The following is a 16,826-nucleotide window of genomic DNA, read 5'->3' as shown; positions in this document are numbered from 1 at the left end:
GCGCACTCCGCGCACCCACACGAATCCCAGTTCCTTCCCGGAACGGAAAGCAGTTATGCCTACCTCTTTTTACCGCCAGGCCCGCACGCGCGCCTCGCTCCTTGCCGCAGCTCTCCTCGCCGCATTCGCAGCGGTTCTCTTCCTTGCAGCACCGGCACACGCGCACGATGAACTTGTGTCCTCCAACCCGGCGGACGGTGCCGTCCTGGACGCCGCTCCCTCCGAGATTGAACTGGTCTTCAGTTCAGAACTCATGGACCTGGGCAACCAGGTCATCGTCGAAGGCTCCGCTGGTACCAACCTCGCCGAGTCCGAGCCGGTCCTGACACGCGAAACCCTGGTCCAGTCCGTTCCCGCCCTTGAGGCCGGCGACTACAAGGTCAACTGGCGTGCGGTATCCAGCGACGGACACCCGATCACCGGCACCTTCAGCTTCACCGTGAACGGCCCCGCCGGCGAGAGCCCGTCCCCGGCTGCCACCGAGTCTGCTGCTGCTCCGGCGGCCAGCGACCCCGCCGCCGCGGAAACTGCCTCGCCCGAGGCCGCCACCTCTTCCGACAGCACCTCGTTTGGCCCCATGGGCTGGGTGCTGACGGCTGTCGGCGTCGCCCTCGTTGCTTTGCTGGTTTATGTCATCGTTGCGCAGGCCAGGAAGCGCCGCGGCACGGACGCCTAACCGGCACGCAGGCACCTCACAAACACCGCCGCCCAGCGGCACCTTCTGCGGACGTGCTCCGGCACGGCCGCACCCTTCCCTTTCCCGCGCCCAAAAACGCGGACCACACCTTTGGAGTACCGAAAACATGAAGAAATTCACCCTTGCCGCAGCCGTCCTTGCCGTGTCCGCCGCGGCCCTCACCGGCTGCGGCTCCTCCAACCCCGCAGCCGAAACGGCCCCTGCCCCGGATGATGCCGCAGCCCTGTCCATGACCGGAGCCTGGGCGAAGGCCGCAGAAGCAGACGGAATGACCGGCGCTTTCGGCACCCTCGAAAACTCCGGCGACGAGGACCTCACCATCGTCGCCGCCAGTTCGCCCGCGGCCTCCACCGTGGAGCTGCATGAAGTGGCAATGGACGACGACGGCGCGATGGTCATGCGCGAAATCGAAGGCGGATTCGTGGTCCCCGCCGGAAGCGACTACCTCCTGGAACCCGGAGCGAGCCACCTGATGCTGATGGGCCTGACGGACGGACTGCTCGCCGGAGACACGGTGACGATCACCCTCGAGCTGGCTGACGGCTCCACTCTGGACGTCGACGCCGTAGCCAAGGACTTCGCCGGCGGAAACGAAAGCTACGGGTCCGGCGAAGGCCACGACGCCGGGAGCCACGGGGCCGGATCACACGGCACTGAGACCCGCGGGGCTGAGACCCACGGGACTGAAACCCATGGGACTGCGGACCACTAATGAGCGCTGAAACCACACCACGGGGCGTGGGCCGGCGCCGCCTGCTCTTCGGCGGTGCCGCGGCGGGCCTGGGCGCGGTTGCGGCTGCCGGCGGCCATCTGGCCGGCAGCCGGGGGTTCGGGCAGGGAAGCACGGAGCTGGAACGCGCGGGGCTGGATGAGGCCGGAAGCAACGGCCGCCAGACAGTTCCGTTCTATGGACGGCACCAGGCCGGCATAGCCACGCCGCCCGGAGCCTACGCCGCTTTCGTTGCCCTGGACCTCCGCGAGGGCATCGGCCGGGACCGCATCCGGTCCTGGCTGCGGATGCTGAGTGATGACGCCGCCGCGCTGACCCAGGGCGAACCAGCGCTGGCAGACACCGAACCGGAGCTGGCCCGGAACCCGGCGCGGCTGACGGTGACGTTCGGATTCGGGCCAGGGCTGCTGGCCGCCGCCGCGCCGGAAATGGCCCCGGCCTGGCTGGCTCCGCTGCCTGCCTTCGGCGTCGACAGGCTGGAGGACCGCTGGAGCGGCGGCGACCTGGTGCTCCAGCTGTGCGCCGATGATCCGATGACGCTGGCTCACGCCCAGCGCATGCTGCTCAAGGACAGCCGCGCGTTCGCCGTCGTGCGCTGGGTGCAGCCGGGCTTCCGGCGCGCCTACGGCACCGAAAAGGCCGGGACCACCATGCGGAACCACTTCGGCCAGGTGGATGGCAGCGCCAACGCGCTGCCCGGCAGCCCCGAATTCGACCGGGTGGTCTGGGGTGACTCGGAGATCCCGGCGTGGCTTGAAGGCGGCACCTCCATGGTGATCCGGCGGATCGCCATGAACCTGGACACCTGGGACGAGCTTGACCGCCGCGGCAGGGAAGAATCGGTGGGACGGAAGCTGGACAACGGCGCTCCGCTCACCGGCGAGTCCGAGCGTGACGAACCGGATTTCGACGCGGTGACCGGGCTCGGCTTCAAGGTCATCCCGGACTATGCCCACATGCGCCGTGCGCGTCCGGACGATCCGCGCCAGCGGATCTTCCGCCGCGGGTACAACTACGACGCCGCTCCGGAGCCGGGCGGCGGCGTCTCCAATGCCGGGTTGATCTTCGTGGCCTTCCAGGCGGATGTGACCCGCCAGTTCGTGCCGATCCAGCAGCGGTTGGACAAGCTGGACCTGCTCAACGAGTGGACGACGCCGATCGGTTCGGCGGTGTTCGCCGTGCCGCCGGGCGCTGCGGAGGGCGGATTCATGGGGGAGGGGCTCTTTAGCTAGGGATTGCTCCTCCGCCGGTAGTCCCGCTAGGTTGGAAATGTCAGCATGCTGACTAAATGTTTCCTCCCTTGCGGGACATCACCGAAAGGCCACGATGACGCAAAGCTATGATCCGAACAATGATCCAGCCAATCCGGACAAACCCAAGGAAGCTGACCACGCTGCCGCCCAGAAGGGTCCGGATACTCAGGAGGGCACCGGGAACCATGCCGGCAGCGGTGAGAAGGGCCGCCGGGTGAACCCTGATCCCGCCGAAGGCAACATCACCGGCCTCGAGCCCGGCGGCGGAGTTCCGCCGGGGGAGACCCCTCCCGCCGAAGACCAGATGAGCATGGACCAGGGGCATGACGAGAACTAGCGTCCCCTCCGCCTAAATCGAGATGGCAGAAACTGCCCGTTTGAAGCTTCAAACGGGCAGTTTCTGTCATCTCGATGAGGGGGGAGGGGGAGGGTGGATCAGCGGACGTCGAGATCCTCGAAGACCAGGAACGTCTGAGTATCCAGGACCCCGGGGGCGGACTGCAGCTGGTCGAAGATGACCTGCCGGAGGTGCAGGTTGTCCTCGGCCCGGACCAGCAGGATCACGTCGAAGGTTCCGCCGACGAGGGCCACGTGGTGCACCTCCGGAATCTTGCGCAGGAATTCCTTGAGCTCGCGCCAGGACTGCTGGCGGACCTTCATGGTGACGTATGCGCTGGACCGGAGCCCGGCCTTGACCGGATCCACCAGCGCCGTGAACCGGGTCAGGACCCCGGAGCCGGTCAGTTTGGATATGCGCGAATAGGCGTGTGCCCGGGAGATGTGGACCGCTTCCGCCACGGCACTGACCGAAGCCCTGCCGTCCTTCGTGAGTTCCGCGAGGATCCGCTTATCGATCTCATCCAACGCCGCCTGCGCCTGGGCCATAGTGTCTACGTCCTTCAAAGTAATCCAGCTCACTTTTGCAACTTGTCCATCACAATACGCACTGGGATACAGAAAATCTAGGATTTCCGCCCGCGGTAGATGCGAATCGTTCAGTTCCGCATACTGGGCTTACAGAAATTCCATCCACGCTGGAGGCTCCGGGACGCCCGGTAACCCTCCGGCATCCGCCGCGGCAGACGGAGATTCCCATGACAATTCCCACCGGCAACACACGCGCCGGGTCCGCAGAGGGCACGCGGCCGGAGGACAACGAGGACCGCACCGCCACCATGCTGCCCTCCGCCGAGCCCGTCCAGCTGATCGACGCTGACGGCACCCACCGGCACAGCGACAAGTACCCCCTGCCCGACGGCGATGCGCTGAAGGCAGCCTTCGAAGGCCTGGTCTCCGGCCGGCGCATCAATGACCAGGCCAATGCCCTGGTTCGCCAGGGCCGCCTTGCGGTCTACCCCTCCTCCCACGGGCAGGAAGCGTGCCAGGTGGCCGCTGCCGCGGTGCTCGCCGAAGGTGACTGGCTGTTCCCGACCTACCGCGACACCGTTGCAGTCGTCCACCGCGGCGTGGACCCGCTGCAGGTACTGACCCTGCTCAAGGGTGACTGGCATGCCGGATACGATCCGTACGAGCACAACGTGGCACCGCAGGCGACTCCGCTCGCCACCCAGCTGCTGCACGCCGTCGGCGTGGCCCACGCGGCCAAACTGCGCGGCGAGAACACCGTGGTGCTGGCCATGTGCGGCGACGGCGCCACCAGCGAAGGCGACTTCCACGAGGCACTGAACTTCGCGGCCGTGTTCCACGTACCGGTGGTGTTCTTCGTCCAGAACAACGAATACGCCATCTCGGTTCCGCTGAAGAACCAGAGCGTTGCCCCGTCCCTGGCCCACAAGGCAATCGGCTACGGCATGCCCGGCGAGCGGGTGGACGGCAACGACGCCGCGGCCCTGCTGGCCGTGCTGGGCGCCGCAGTGGAGCGGGCCCGCGAAGGCGGCGGCCCGGCCCTGGTGGAGGCACACACCTACCGGATGCAGGCCCACACCAACGCCGACGACGCCACCCGCTACCGCTCCGACGACGACGTCGCCAAGTGGGTTCCCCGTGACCCGCTGACCCGGCTGCGGACCTACCTCACGTCGCTGGGCATGCTCGACGACGAGGCCGAGGACGCCATGAAGGCCGCCGCGGAGACGGTTGCCGCCCGCATCCGCGAGGGGCTGAACACGGACGTAGTGCCCGAGCCCATGGACCTCTTCAACTATGTCTATGACAGCCGCACCCCGCAGCTCAGCGAGCAGGCTGCCCTGCTGGCCGACGAGCTTTCCCGGGCACAGGACTAACAGGAGCCACCAATGACAGTCACAGCACAGGCGCCTGCGCCCGAAGACACCCGCGTCAGCCTGACCTTCGCGAAGGCCCTCAACACCGCCCTGGCAGACGAAATGGCCGCGGATTCAACCGTGGTGATGTTCGGTGAGGACGTTGGCCCGCTCGGCGGCGTTTTCCGCATCACCGACGGCCTGACCGAACGTTTCGGCGAGGAACGCTGCTTCGATACGCCGCTGGCCGAATCGGGCATCATGGGCATGGCTGTGGGCATGGCCATGAACGGCATCCGCCCGGTGGTGGAGATGCAGTTCGACGCGTTCGCCTACCCCGCCTTTGAGCAGGTGGTCAGCCACGTTGCCAAGATGTCCAACCGCACCCGGGGCAAGGTCAAGCTGCCCCTGGTCATCCGCATTCCGTACGCCGGCGGAATTGGCGGAGTGGAGCACCACTGCGACTCCTCAGAGTCCTACTACGCCCACACTCCGGGCCTGACCGTCCTCGCCCCGGCCACCGTCGCGGACGCCTACACCATGCTGCGTGAAGCCATCCGCTTCCCGGACCCGGTGGTCTTCCTGGAACCCAAGAAGCTCTACTGGACCAAGGAGGACGTTGACCTCGCAGCGCTGCGCGCCCCCTTCGAGGACAGCGCACCCTTCGAGGACAGCGCACCGGAAGCCGAGGCCGCGATCGGCAGGGCCGTCGTAGCCCGCGAAGGCACCGACGCCACGCTGATCGCCTACGGGCCGTCCGTTTCAACGGCGCTGTCCGCCGCGGAAGCCGCCGCTGCCGAGGGCCGCAGCCTGGAGGTCATCGATGTCCGCAGCATCGTCCCCTTCGACGATGAGACGGTGTGCGCTTCCGTGCGCAAGACCGGCCGCGCCGTCGTCATCTCCGAAGCCCCCGGTTTCGCGTCCGTCGCCTCCGAAATCGTGGCCCGTGTGCAGGAGCGCTGCTTCCACTCCCTCGGCGCCCCCGTGCTGCGCGTCACCGGCTTCGACATCCCGTACCCGGCTCCGAAACTGGAGCACTTCTTCCTGCCCGGCGTGGACCGGATCCTGGACACCGTTGACGAACTGCAGTGGGAGGACAAGTGAGCGTGCGTACTTTCCTGCTCCCGGACCTGGGCGAAGGCCTGACCGACGCGGAACTGGTGAACTGGCTCGTTGCCGAAGGGGACACCATTGCGGTGGACCAGCCTGTGGCCGAGGTTGAGACCGCCAAGTCGCTGGTGGAGGTCCCCTCACCCTTCGCGGGCGTCGTGGAGACCCTGCACGGCGCTGCGGGGGAGAGCATCGACGTCGGCAAGCCGCTGATCTCGGTGCGCACGACGGCGGATGCTCCGGCGCCCGGCGAGACCGCACCAGCTGCGCCGGCTGACCCGGATCCTGCCGGGGAAGCCTACCGGCAGGAGGAACGCGCGGGTTCGGGCAACGTGCTCATTGGCTACGGGACTCCGGGAGGACATGGCACCAACCGCCGCACCCGGGCGCCGCGCCGCCCGGCACCCGCCCCGGCCGCTCCAGCTCCGGCATCGGCATCGGCATCGGCACCGGCTGCAGCAGCCGCAGTTGCCGCCCCGGCTACCGCCACGCTCGAAGCTCCCCGGTGCATCTCGCCGCTGGTCCGCCGGCTGGCCCGCGAATCCGGGATCGCGCTGCGTTCCGTGCACGGCACCGGCCGTGACGGCCTGATCCTGCGCCGCGATGTTGAACTGGCCATCAGCGGCGGTTCCGCGCCTGCCCCTTCAACCGCGCCCGTGCCGGCTTCGCCGGCGGCTCCGGCCGCGGGCGACACGGATCCCCGCTCCGGCCTGGCCGTCACGTCCCGCACCCCGGTGAAGGGACTGCGCCGCACCGTGGCGGCGAACCTCAGCGCCAGCCGCAGTGAAATCCCGGAAGCCACCGTCTGGGTGGACGTGGATGCCACTGCGCTGCTGGAACTGCGTGCCGACCTCAAGCGCCGGGACCCGGAGAACACTCCCGGCCTGATGGCTTTCCTGGCCCGGTTTACGCTTGCCGGCCTGCGCCGGTTCCCGGAACTGAATACCCGCTACGTGGCAGGTGCCGGACCGGACGCTGAGCTGGTGGCGTTCGACGGCGTCAACCTGGGCTTCGCCGCGCAGACCGACCGCGGGCTGATGGTCCCCTCCATCCGGCACGCCGAAAAGCTCAGTGCCAGGGAACTGGACGCGGAGATCCGGCGGCTGACGGCGTCGGCCCGTTCCGGTGCCGCCACCCCGGCCGAACTGACCAGCGGAACCTTCACGCTGAACAACTACGGCGTCTTCGGTGTGGACGGCAGCGCCGCAATCATCAACTACCCGGAGTCGGCGATCCTGGGAATCGGCCGCATCATCGACAAGCCCTGGGTTGTGGACGGGCAGCTGGCCGTTCGCAAAATGACCGAGCTGACCCTGGTCTTCGACCACCGGGTGTGCGACGGCGGCACGGCAGGCGGATTCCTCCGTTACGTCGCGGACGCAATAGAGAACCCGGGCAGCGTCCTGGCTGACCTGTAACCGCCGGCACACGGTAGGTTGGTTAGCGCAGATACCCGAAGGACGGATGCCATGACCGAGACCCACCCGCAGACCGCCGGCGACTGGCTGGAGCTGGCGCCGCACACCTACGTGCGGTCCAGTCCGGGCTGGGGAATGAACTCCGGCCTGGTCATCGGGCAGGAACGGGCTCTGCTGGTGGACACCGGTGCCGGTCCAGTCCAGGCGAAAGCGCTGCTCGACGGCATCCGGAAGCTGACCGACCTGCCGGTGACCGCCGTCAATACCCACGCGCACTTCGACCATTTCTTCGGCAACGCCTACCTGCTGGAGAACGGCGTTGAAGACATCTGGGCAACCAGCGACTGCGCCCGGACGATCGCCGCTACCGGTGAGGAACAGCGGGCCTCCGTCGCCGCCGTCGAGCCGGACATGGCTGCGGGAACCGGGCCGGGGACCGCGGTTACGGCACCCGGGAAGCTCGTTGACGGTGCCCCCGTGGACCTGGACCTGGGCGGCATATCCGTGACGCTGTTCCACCTGGGCCGCGGGCACACCGACCATGACCTGCTGGTGGGCGCCGGGGACGTGCTTTTTGCCGGTGACCTGGTGGAGCAGGGCGCCGACCCGAACTTCGGCGACTCATATCCCAAGGAATGGATCCGGACGCTGGGGAAGATCGCCGCGCTGGAAGACCTGTACGGCACGGTGGTGCCCGGACACGGCAAGCCCGTGGACATGGACTTCGTGACCACCCAGATGAACAAGATGCGCACCGCCGTCGCCGTGACGCGCAGTGCCATGGACCAGGCCTCCACAGACATGACCAAGGCCATTCCGATCCTTCCCTACGGCCCGGAGCAGTCCCGGGCGCTGCTGACCCGGCTGCGCACCCTGGCGCGCTGGAAGTGGCTGAAGCAATAGATACCTTCAGCCTGCGGAGCATCGCAGTCCCTGCCTTTGGGCCCACCGTGCTGTACGGGACGGCCATTGGGGCGATCCTCCCTGTCATTGCGCTGACCGCCCGTGACCTCGGTGCCACCGTTGCCCTCGCCGCCGCGATCGTCACGCTGACCGGCATAGGGTCCCTGCTCACCAACGTTCCGGCCACACTGGTCACCACCCGCTTCGGGGAAAAATGGGCCCTCGTGGGGGCCTCCGCCTGGTGCGCGCTGGCCATGGTGCTGGCGGCATCCGTGCCGGTGCTGGGGGTCTTTGCCCTCGCCGTCTTCATGGTGGGCATGGCCGGCGCCGTATTTGGGCTGGCGCGGCAAAGCTACGTCACGGAAGCCGTGCCCCTGCATTTCCGGGCGCGGGCGCTTTCAACCCTGGGCGGGTCAAACCGCATCGGCGTATTCATCGGCCCGTTTGCCGCTGCCGGTGTGATGTCCTTCGCCGGGACGCCGGGCGCCTACTGGGTGGGCGCCGCGGCCGCCTTCGCTGCCGGCCTGCTGAGCCTCACCGTCCCGGACCTCAGTGTCCGGACGCCCCGCGCGGGGAAGCGGAACGGGGAACTGGAGGACACGGTGGAAGCCGTGGCCGCTCCCTCCATCGGCTCAATCCTCCGCAGCCATTCGCGGGTCTTCGGCACGGTGGGTATTGGGGTGCTCCTGATTGCCGCGGTGCGGGCCACCCGGCAGGCCGTGATCCCGCTCTGGGCTCAGCACCTGGGGATAGATCCCGCCCAGACAGCGCTGATCTACGGCATCTCCGCGGGCATTGACATGCTCATTTTCTACCCGGCGGGACGGGTCATGGACCTGCGGGGCCGCCGTGCCGTAGCCGTGCCGTGCATGCTGTTCATGGCGGCCGGGCTTGGCCTGCTGCCGCTGACCTCCACGCCGCTCCAGCTGCTGCTGGCCGCGCTGCTGATCGGGTTCGGCAACGGAATCGGCTCCGGGATCGTCATGACGCTGGGGGCGGATTTCTCTCCGCAGCCGGGCCGCCCCCAGTTCCTGGGTCTCTGGCGGCTGCTCTCGGACATCGGAATCCTCAGCGGCCCGGGACTGCTCTCCGCCGTGACGGCAGCGGTGTCCCTCTCCGCCGGAATCCTGGCGACTGCCCTCATGGGGCTGGCCGGTGCGGCGGTCCTCTGGAAGTTCGTACCGAAAGGGCGCCGGATCGGCCCCTAGCGGTCTCCGGCCTGCTGGCTGAACAGCCAGGAGCCAAGGGCAGCCAGCACGTATCCCACGCCGACGATGAGTGCGAGCCCGCACCAGAAGTACAGCGGACGCCCATCGAGGCCGGCCACTCCTCCGCCCCAGCGCGCATAGGCGTAGACGGCCCCGGAGAAGGCCAGCGCCACTAGCCCGGCTGCGGCGCAGAGGCCGGTCAGCAGGCCTCCGGCTGCGCCCCGGCTGCCCGCCGGAAGGGTGTTCCAGCCGCGGTTGGTGCGCATCATGATGAGACCGCCTACCAGGGTGCAGGCCGAGACCACGAAGAAGGCGGCAACCACGTCCGCGGGCCGGTGCCAGAGATTGAAGAACGTGGCCGAACCGGCCAGCACCGCGTAGGTGCCGCCCAGGACTGCCACAGCGGGCCGCCAGCGCGGTGAGGACACCAGGAACACCGCCGCCATCGCCGAAGCCGCCATGGTGGTGTGGCCCGATGGCAGGGAATTGAAGTCCAGGGTGATGACGCCGCGGTCCGGCCGGTCCAGCAGCAGGTTCTTCAGCAGCTGCGTGACCAGGTTGGCGCCGGCCATGGTGGCAATGGCGATGACGGCGGGGGAGAAGCGTTTCCGGTACAGGGTTACGGCAATGATGACGGCCAGGGCGATGAACACCGAGGCCAGGGGCAGGCTGTCCAGGAACTGAAGCGCGGGGAGCCGGGTTCCAGGATCCACCAGCTCCGCCTCGCGCCATGCCGACTCATCAGCCAGCTGGCCCGTGGTGGTCCGTACGAACCCAAAGTACGTGACCGCCGCCCCCGCGGCCGCCAGCAGCGCCGCGAAAAGGAAAAGGGCGGGGTTATGTCCGGCCTGGCGCCGGGTGGGCCGCCGTTTGTTCAGGAGGTTGCGCGTATCCATCCCCTCCAGCGTGCCATACCTCGGTGCAGGTTTCCTGTGAGCCCGCGCGGTAGGCTGGCCGGGTGGAGAACACACGCCCGTCCCTGTCCGACCTGCAGGCAAACGCCCGCGTGGTCACCCTGCCCATGCGGGTGAAATTCCGCGGCATCCTGCACCGCGAAGCGCTGGTTTTCCGCGGCCCGGCCGGTTGGGGCGAGTTTTCGCCTTTCCCCGAATACGGGGACCCGGAGGCAGCCTCCTGGCTGGCAGCGGGCATCGAGGCTGCCTGGGAGGGCTACCCGGAACCGGTGCGCACTTCGGTACCCGTCAACGGCACTGTTCCGGCCGTGGGCGTGGAGCACGTCGAAAAGGTCCTGTCCCGTTTCGGTGAGGTCCCCGCGGTGAAGGTCAAGGTGGCAGAACGCGGGCAGAGCGTCGCCGAGGACCTGGCCCGCGTGGCCGAGGTGCGCAGGCTGCTGCCGCATGCCGGAATCCGGGTTGATGCCAACGGCGGCTGGGACGAAGCCACCGCCGTCGACGCCCTGGAAGCACTGGCCGAAGCGGGGCTCGAGTACGCCGAGCAGCCCGTTGCCGGCATCCCCGGTCTCCGCGCCGTGCGCCTGGAACTGCAGCGCCGCGGCATTCCGGTGCTGATCGCGGCGGACGAAAGTGTCCGCAGGGAAACTGATCCCCTGCTGGTGGCGCGGGAGGACGCAGCGGACGTGATCATCGTGAAGGCCGCGCCGCTCGGGGGCGTGCGCCGTGCCCTCAGCGTGGTGGCAGCTGCCGGGCTTCCCGCCGTCGTCAGTTCCGCACTCGACACGTCCGTGGGTATCCGGGCCGGGGTGGCGCTGGCCGCCAGCCTGCCGGACCTGCCCTATGCCTGCGGGCTTGGGACGCTGTCCCTGATGGAGGGGGACGTCACGGGTGAACCCCTCCTGCCCCACGGCGGTGCGCTGGCGGTGCGGGGGGTGCCGGTCTCGGAGGAACTCCTGGAACGTTACGCTGCCGCTCCGGAGCGGCAGCAGTGGTGGCTGGACCGGCTCGCGCGCGTGCACGCTCAGCTGGCGTCCCGGACTCCCTGACAGCGATCCGGACCGCGGACCGCCGATGTGCGCCGGATCCCGCCGCTAAAGCGTCGGAACGGGCGGGCCGGGCAGGTTGAAGTGACAGTATGGAGGGGTGACCGGATCCTCCCTATCCTCCAGCCAGCCGTCCGACGCCGAAGGCAGCGCCCTCAGTTCCCTGCAGGCGGCGCGCTCGGCCATCGCTGCCCTCGCCCGGTCCGGCGTGCGGGATGTGGTCCTCGCGCCCGGGTCCCGCAGCGCACCCCTCGCCTATGCGCTGGCCGAAGCCCAGGCGCAGGGACAGGTCCACGGGCACGTGCGCATAGACGAACGGGTTGCGGGTTTCACCGCCCTCGGGCTCGCCCGGGGAGGCGCGCGCCCGGCTGCAGTGGTAACGACGTCGGGAACCGCCGTTGGCGAGCTGGTTCCGGCTGTCATGGAAGCCCACCATGCCGGAGTTCCGCTCGTGGTGCTTTCCGCGGACCGTCCTGCGGAACTGCACGGGACCGGCGCGAACCAGACCACGGTGCAGGACGGGATCTTCGGTCGATTCCCGGCCGCTGCCGCGGACGTTGAAGCCGGCATGGACCCGGCCGGACCCATTGCCGCGGCCTTTGCGAGACTCGCCGGAGCCGCGCCCACCGGCCCGGTCCACATCAACCTGCAGTTCCGGGATCCGCTGGTTCCCACGGAAGCGGACGCGCTCGGCGGCACACCGCAGGCTGGCTTCGAGGAGCTGCAGCCGGCCGGATTCGAGGAGGCACCCGGAGCGCTCGCGGAACTGGGCGGAACGCACCGCACGGTGGTCATCGCCGGGGACGGCGCCGGGGAGACGGCAGCCATCTTTGCCCGCCGTGCCGGCCTGCCGCTGCTGGCGGAGCCGTCCTCGAACGCCCGGTTCGGCCCCAACTCAATAACCGCCTACCGGCTGCTTCTGCAGGACCTCGGTGCGGAGATAGAACGGGTGGTCGTCTTCGGAAGGCCCACGCTCTCCCGTCCGGTCTCCGCCCTGCTGGCCCGGCCGGACGTGAAAAAGGCGCTCTACGTGCCGCGGCCGGTGAACTGGTTTACGCCCGGCAAACGGCCGGAGACCATCGTTTCGGACCTCGCCTCCCTTCTGGCCTTCGCCGGACGGGGAGCGCCGGGCTGGCTCGAAGAATGGCAGCGGGCCTCACACGCAGCGGCTGCCGCCATCCAGGAGCTGCTGGCAGCGGAGGAACAGCTCAGCGGACTCCGCGTTGCGGGCCTGGTGTGGGATAACTCCGATGCCAACCTGGTGCTTGGATCCTCCAACACCATCCGCGACGTGGACCTGGTCGCGGCAGGCAGGTGGCACCCGCTTGATGTATACGCCAACCGCGGGCTGGCCGGTATCGACGGAACCATCTCCACTGCCTCGGGCATCGCGCTGGCCAACGGAATTCCCACCCGCCTGCTGCTCGGCGACCTCACCTTCCTGCATGACGCCGGCGGCCTGCTTCTGGGGAACGGCGAGGCAGAGCCGGACCTGCAGCTGGTGGTGCTGAATGACTCCGGCGGCGGTATCTTCACCACGCTGGAGCACGGCGAACTCGGCGAACGCGAGGAGTACCGTGGCGTCGTCGAGCGTTTCTTCGGCACCCCGCACCAGGCGGATCTGGGCGCTCTGGCGGCCGGCTACGGCGTGCGGCACCTGCGGGTAGGCACTGCCGGGGAACTGGAAGCAGCACTGCAGGAACCGGTGCACGGCCGGTCCGTGATCGAGGTCCAGGCAGGCCGAACAGGCCTGCGTGACCTGCACCGCCGGGTGCAGGCAGCAGTGCGCAGCGCCGTCTGACGCCACCGGTGCCGCACCCGTGGCTGCGGGCGGCAAAAACGGCTGTGGCCTGCACCGGAAACGATGCAGGCCACAGCCGTTAGGGCTGAATACTAGAGGACCTTGGAAAGGAAGGAGCGGGTCCGTTCGTGCTGCGGGTTGCCCAGCACGGCCTCCGGTGCTCCCTGTTCGACGACGATGCCGCCGTCCATAAACACCACGCGGTCGCCAACCTCGCGGGCGAATCCCATCTCATGGGTCACCACCATCATGGTCATGCCTTCCTGGGCCAGCTGGCGCATGACCTCCAGGACATCACCGACCAGTTCCGGGTCCAGGGCCGAGGTGGGCTCGTCAAAGAGCATCATGTCCGGGTCCATGGACAGGGCGCGGGCAATAGCCACGCGCTGCTGCTGTCCGCCGGAGAGCTGGGACGGGAATGCCTTGGCGCGGTCCGCCAGTCCAACCTTCGCCAGGTTCTTCATGGCCGTCGCCTCGGCCTCGGCCTTGCCGCGCTTCTTGGCGCGGCGCTGGGCCAGGGTCAGGTTCTGCAGCACGTTCAGGTGCGGGAAGAGGTTGAACTGCTGGAAAACCATGCCAATCCGGGTGCGGACGGCGTCCAGGTCCGTCTCCGGATCCGTGATGTCCGTGCCCTCGACGCGGATGGTTCCCGTGGTGGGTTCCTCGAGCCGGTTCACGCAGCGCAGCAGGGTGGACTTGCCTGAACCGGACGGGCCGATCACGCAGACGACTTCGCCCTGGTTGACGTGGAAGTCGATGCCCTTGAGCACCTCGTTGTCGCCGAAGGACTTGTGCAGGTTCCGGACTTCAATGGCGGGAGTGCCTGCGGACGGGGTAGGTACAGGTGTGCTCACGCTGGATTACCGGCCTCTCTGGTTGTGGCGTTCGAGCTTGGCGACCAGCTGTGTCAGCGGCAGGGTGATGATCAGGTACATGATCGCGGCCAGCACCAGGGGAGTGGAGTTGGCGTTCTGCGAGACGGAGTCCCGCGCGAAGGTGGTCAGCTCCCGGTCCTGCATTGCCATGCCGGCAATGAACAGCAGCGAGGTGTCCTTGATCAGGATGACCAGCTCATTGGTCAGCGGCGGGGTGATGATGCGGAACGCCTGGGGCAGGGTCACGGAGACCATGGTCCAGGCCGGGCCCATGCCCAGCGAGCGGGCAGCTTCGGTCTGTCCGGCGGGTACGGCCTGGATGCCTGCACGGATGGTTTCGGCGATGTAGGCGCCGGACACCATGATCAGGGCGATCAGGCCCGCTCCCGCGTTGCCTCCCGGAGGACGCCAGGAGAAGGCGATCGGGACGGCGAAGGCCATTGCGAAGATCACCAGCAGGGCGGGCAGGCCGCGGAAGATTTCGATGTACACGGTGGCTGCCCACCGGTAGGGACCCACCGGTGAGAGCTTCATCAGGGCCAGGATCAGGCCCAGGATCAGGCCGCCGATGAACGCGATGATCGTGTAGACGACGGTGTTCTTGACGGCGACCGTGATGATGGTCGGGAAGGCCGCGCGGGCCACCTCCGGGTCGAAGAAGTTCACGCCGATGGCCTGCCAGTCGGCGAGCAGGACGACGGCAACAACTGCCAGGACGAAGACGGCGTACAGGATGCCCCGGGTGAGGCGTCTGCGGGTGGACGGTTTCAAGTAAAGGCCTTCCGCGGAAGTTTAGGGCCGTCCCTGGCGGGATGTGCCAGGGACGGCCGTGGGTCAGTCAGTGTTATTCGGTGAAGTACTTGTCGTAGATTTCCTGGTACTTGCCGTTGTCACGCAGGGCGGCCAGCTGTTCGTTGACGCCGGATACGAGTTCTTCGCTCGCGTTCTTCGCCATGGCGAAACCGTAGGATTCGTCCGTCTCGAACTTCGCGGCGATGGTGAAGGCGCCCTCCTGGGTGTGGCCCAGGTTCACGGGGAGGTCCTGGAGCACGGCGTCGACATTCCCTGCCTGCAGGGCCGGGAAGAGCTCGGCGTCCGAAGGGTAGGAGATGATCTCGGCGTCGGCGGCGTTGTCCCGGGCGTAGGCCTCGCCGGTGGTGCCCTGCTGGACTCCAACCTTCTTGCCTGCGAGGTCTTCGATGCCGGTGATGTCCGAGCCCTCGGGCACCAGGATGGACTGCAGCGAATCGTAGTACGGGTCGGAGAACGTCAGGTTCTTCTGGCGTTCCTCGGTAATGGTCATGGCGCTGGCGCCCAGGTCGCACTGTCCGGCGGCCAGGACGGTGCCGCCCTGCAGGCCGTCGAAACCGACGTCCTGGATGGAGGCTTCCAGGCCCATGCCGGAGGCGATTTCCTTGACGAGGTCCATGTCGAAGCCCACGTACTCGCCGTTTTCTTCGTATTCGAAGGGCGGGTAGGGAATGTCTGAGCAGACGGTGAGCTTCCCTTCGGAAACCAGGTTCATTCCGGAATCGGACGCGCTGTCACTGCCGCCGCCGCAGGCGGAAAGGGCAAGGACGGACAGTGCCGCAGCGGCCAGGACGGAGGATCGTGCTTTGTACGGCATGGATTGGTACCTTCTCTTGGTGCCGGGCAGGACCGCCGGCGGTCCCGAACATTGTTGGTAAGCAGTCTCGATTGTACGCATCCATCAGGTTTCGGGTGCCGCAGCTCACAGCGCGGGGCGTGCCCTTTACGGCAGACGGCGCTGGCCTGTGAACCAGGCCGGCGCCGTCGTGCAGCAGCAGATGGGTTATTCGGTGAAGTACTTGTCGTAGATTTCCTGGTACTTGCCGTTGCTGCGCAGCTCTGCCAGCTCTGCGTTGACAGCAGCAACCAGGTCTTCGCTTCCGGTCTTCTTCATGGCGAAGCCGTACACTTCATCCGTTTCGTACGTGGCGGAGATGGTGAAGGCACCGCCGTCCGTGTGGTCCAGGTTGACGGGCAGGTCCTGGAGGACGGCGTCGATGTTGCCGGCCTGCAGTGCCGGGAACAGTTCGGCGTCGGACTGGTAGGAGATGATCTCGGCGTCGCCGGCATTGTCCCGGGCATAGGACTCGCCGGTGGTGCCCTGCTGCACGCCAACCTTCTTGCCGGCCAGGTCCTCCAGGGATTTCACGGAGGAGCCCTCGGGAACCAGCAGTGACTGCAGGGAGTCGTAGTACGGGTCCGAGAAGGCGAGCTTTTCCTCGCGCTCCGGGGTGATGGTTACCGCTGCGGCGATCATGTCGCACTGGCCGGCGGCCAGGACGGTGCCGCTCTGGAGTCCGTCGAAGCCCACGTTCTGCAGTTCCCACTCCAGGCCCATGCCGGAGGCGATTTCGCGCGAAAGGTCCATATCGAACCCGGCGTACTCGCCGTTGTCATCCACATACTCGAAGGGCTGGAACGGCAGGTTGGAGCAGACAGTCAGCGTGCCGTCATTGACCAGTCCCAGTCCGGACTCATCAGCTGAACCGGACCCAGAGCCGCAGGCTGCGAGGCTGAGGGCACCGACGGCCAGAACAGCGGCGACGGCGTTGCGTGCTTTGTGGTGCATTGGTTTAGAACCTTAGGTCGGAACGGAGCGTGCGGCTCCGGTGGGGGCTGGAA

General features: G+C 67.7%; 17 protein-coding genes. 11 read left to right on the top strand and 6 right to left on the bottom strand.

Annotation, left to right across the window (positions count from 1 at the left end):
• The first annotated feature begins 55 nt into the window (after nucleotides 1–55).
• The 4 genes from GD628_RS03000 to GD628_RS02985 all read left to right on the top strand — a co-directional run bounded on the left by GD628_RS03000 (nucleotide 56) and on the right by GD628_RS02985 (nucleotide 3,017).
• The gene (locus tag GD628_RS03000; RefSeq protein WP_152273781.1) at nucleotides 56–676 is read left to right on the top strand and encodes a copper resistance CopC family protein; all 621 of its coding nucleotides are present in this window, start codon (nucleotides 56–58) and stop codon (nucleotides 674–676) included.
• Between the two features lie 127 nt (nucleotides 677–803).
• Nucleotides 804–1,409, top strand: coding sequence for a copper chaperone PCu(A)C (locus GD628_RS02995; protein ID WP_152273780.1), 606 nt, complete (start codon nucleotides 804–806; stop codon nucleotides 1,407–1,409).
• Entirely contained in the window at nucleotides 1,409–2,659 is a 1,251-nt protein-coding gene (locus GD628_RS02990) for a Dyp-type peroxidase (protein ID WP_152273779.1), read from the top strand. Before GD628_RS02995 ends, GD628_RS02990 begins: the two co-directional genes overlap by 1 nt.
• A 94-nt stretch (nucleotides 2,660–2,753) precedes the next feature.
• On the top strand, nucleotides 2,754–3,017 hold the full coding sequence (locus GD628_RS02985) for a DUF6480 family protein (RefSeq protein ID WP_091602168.1): 264 nt from the start codon (nucleotides 2,754–2,756) through the stop codon (nucleotides 3,015–3,017).
• A gap of 98 nt (nucleotides 3,018–3,115) precedes the next feature.
• Here the strand turns inward: GD628_RS02985 and GD628_RS02980 are convergent, their stop codons facing one another.
• Complete coding sequence (locus tag GD628_RS02980) at nucleotides 3,116–3,565, bottom strand: Lrp/AsnC family transcriptional regulator (RefSeq protein WP_152273778.1); 450 nt, start codon at nucleotides 3,563–3,565, stop codon at nucleotides 3,116–3,118.
• Between the two features lie 209 nt (nucleotides 3,566–3,774).
• On the opposite strand from GD628_RS02980, the gene pdhA reads away from it, so the two are divergent.
• From pdhA to GD628_RS02955, 5 genes are read left to right on the top strand one after another with little or no spacing between them, the layout of a single operon-like run.
• Nucleotides 3,775–4,923, top strand: coding sequence for a pyruvate dehydrogenase (acetyl-transferring) E1 component subunit alpha (pdhA, locus tag GD628_RS02975; protein WP_091602174.1), 1,149 nt, complete (start codon nucleotides 3,775–3,777; stop codon nucleotides 4,921–4,923).
• A gap of 12 nt (nucleotides 4,924–4,935) precedes the next feature.
• Nucleotides 4,936–6,006 carry an alpha-ketoacid dehydrogenase subunit beta gene (locus GD628_RS02970; protein ID WP_091602177.1) on the top strand — a complete coding sequence of 357 codons (1,071 nt, stop codon included), beginning with the start codon at nucleotides 4,936–4,938 and terminating at the stop codon, nucleotides 6,004–6,006.
• Entirely contained in the window at nucleotides 6,003–7,430 is a 1,428-nt protein-coding gene (locus GD628_RS02965; RefSeq protein ID WP_226802312.1) for a dihydrolipoamide acetyltransferase family protein, read from the top strand. The genes GD628_RS02970 and GD628_RS02965 overlap by 4 nt, the downstream gene beginning before the upstream one ends.
• Before the next feature lie 51 nt (nucleotides 7,431–7,481).
• Complete coding sequence (locus GD628_RS16600) at nucleotides 7,482–8,333, top strand: MBL fold metallo-hydrolase (RefSeq protein WP_091602183.1); 852 nt, start codon at nucleotides 7,482–7,484, stop codon at nucleotides 8,331–8,333.
• Complete coding sequence (locus GD628_RS02955) at nucleotides 8,312–9,541, top strand: MFS transporter (protein WP_226802377.1); 1,230 nt, start codon at nucleotides 8,312–8,314, stop codon at nucleotides 9,539–9,541. The genes GD628_RS16600 and GD628_RS02955 overlap by 22 nt, the downstream gene beginning before the upstream one ends.
• On the opposite strand, the gene GD628_RS02950 is transcribed toward GD628_RS02955, so the two are convergent.
• Nucleotides 9,538–10,437, bottom strand: coding sequence for a phosphatase PAP2 family protein (locus GD628_RS02950; RefSeq protein ID WP_091602186.1), 900 nt, complete (start codon nucleotides 10,435–10,437; stop codon nucleotides 9,538–9,540). The two genes, GD628_RS02955 and GD628_RS02950, sit on opposite strands and share 4 nt — an antisense overlap.
• 62 nt (nucleotides 10,438–10,499) lie before the next feature.
• Between GD628_RS02950 and GD628_RS02945 the strand changes: the two genes are divergently transcribed.
• Together GD628_RS02945 and menD are read left to right on the top strand one after the other, a co-directional pair.
• The gene (locus tag GD628_RS02945) at nucleotides 10,500–11,501 is read left to right on the top strand and encodes an o-succinylbenzoate synthase (RefSeq protein WP_152273777.1); all 1,002 of its coding nucleotides are present in this window, start codon (nucleotides 10,500–10,502) and stop codon (nucleotides 11,499–11,501) included.
• Nucleotides 11,502–11,598: 97 nt separating this feature from the next.
• Nucleotides 11,599–13,299: a 2-succinyl-5-enolpyruvyl-6-hydroxy-3-cyclohexene-1-carboxylic-acid synthase gene (gene menD / locus GD628_RS02940; protein ID WP_091602284.1), complete on the top strand. Its 1,701-nt coding sequence runs from the start codon at nucleotides 11,599–11,601 to the stop codon at nucleotides 13,297–13,299.
• Between the two features lie 92 nt (nucleotides 13,300–13,391).
• On the opposite strand, the gene GD628_RS02935 is transcribed toward menD, so the two are convergent.
• The 4 genes from GD628_RS02935 to GD628_RS02920 form a co-directional block, all read right to left on the bottom strand.
• Nucleotides 13,392–14,153, bottom strand: coding sequence for an amino acid ABC transporter ATP-binding protein (locus tag GD628_RS02935; RefSeq protein ID WP_091602287.1), 762 nt, complete (start codon nucleotides 14,151–14,153; stop codon nucleotides 13,392–13,394).
• Between the two features lie 6 nt (nucleotides 14,154–14,159).
• Nucleotides 14,160–14,945 (bottom strand): amino acid ABC transporter permease, encoded by a 786-nt coding sequence (locus tag GD628_RS02930; protein ID WP_091602290.1) that lies wholly within the window; start codon nucleotides 14,943–14,945, stop codon nucleotides 14,160–14,162.
• Nucleotides 14,946–15,018: 73 nt separating this feature from the next.
• Complete coding sequence (locus GD628_RS02925) at nucleotides 15,019–15,801, bottom strand: basic amino acid ABC transporter substrate-binding protein (protein ID WP_091602293.1); 783 nt, start codon at nucleotides 15,799–15,801, stop codon at nucleotides 15,019–15,021.
• A 186-nt stretch (nucleotides 15,802–15,987) separates the two neighbouring features.
• The gene (locus tag GD628_RS02920) at nucleotides 15,988–16,773 is read right to left on the bottom strand and encodes a basic amino acid ABC transporter substrate-binding protein (RefSeq protein WP_152273776.1); all 786 of its coding nucleotides are present in this window, start codon (nucleotides 16,771–16,773) and stop codon (nucleotides 15,988–15,990) included.
• Nucleotides 16,774–16,826: the final 53 nt, after the last annotated feature.

The sequence above is a fragment of the Arthrobacter koreensis genome, from assembly GCF_009193255.1.
GTDB classification, from domain to species: Bacteria; Actinomycetota; Actinomycetes; order Actinomycetales; family Micrococcaceae; genus Arthrobacter_B; species Arthrobacter_B koreensis.
This window is presented reverse-complemented; position numbering and strand designations above follow the sequence as displayed.

Excerpts from the sequence above, each read along its gene's own strand:
- GD628_RS02950 (WP_091602186.1), bottom strand. The coding sequence starts at position 10,437 with ATGGATACGCGCAACCTCCTGAACAAACGGCGGCCCACCCGGCGCCAG.
- GD628_RS02920 (WP_152273776.1), bottom strand. The coding sequence starts at position 16,773 with ATGCACCACAAAGCACGCAACGCCGTCGCCGCTGTTCTGGCCGTCGGT.
- GD628_RS02925 (WP_091602293.1), bottom strand. The coding sequence starts at position 15,801 with ATGCCGTACAAAGCACGATCCTCCGTCCTGGCCGCTGCGGCACTGTCC.
- GD628_RS16600 (WP_091602183.1), top strand. The coding sequence starts at position 7,482 with ATGACCGAGACCCACCCGCAGACCGCCGGCGACTGGCTGGAGCTGGCG.
- GD628_RS02990 (WP_152273779.1), top strand. The coding sequence starts at position 1,409 with ATGAGCGCTGAAACCACACCACGGGGCGTGGGCCGGCGCCGCCTGCTC.
- GD628_RS03000 (WP_152273781.1), top strand. The coding sequence starts at position 56 with ATGCCTACCTCTTTTTACCGCCAGGCCCGCACGCGCGCCTCGCTCCTT.
- GD628_RS02995 (WP_152273780.1), top strand. The coding sequence starts at position 804 with ATGAAGAAATTCACCCTTGCCGCAGCCGTCCTTGCCGTGTCCGCCGCG.
- GD628_RS02970 (WP_091602177.1), top strand. The coding sequence starts at position 4,936 with ATGACAGTCACAGCACAGGCGCCTGCGCCCGAAGACACCCGCGTCAGC.
- GD628_RS02985 (WP_091602168.1), top strand. The coding sequence starts at position 2,754 with ATGACGCAAAGCTATGATCCGAACAATGATCCAGCCAATCCGGACAAA.
- pdhA (WP_091602174.1), top strand. The coding sequence starts at position 3,775 with ATGACAATTCCCACCGGCAACACACGCGCCGGGTCCGCAGAGGGCACG.
- GD628_RS02980 (WP_152273778.1), bottom strand. The coding sequence starts at position 3,565 with ATGGCCCAGGCGCAGGCGGCGTTGGATGAGATCGATAAGCGGATCCTC.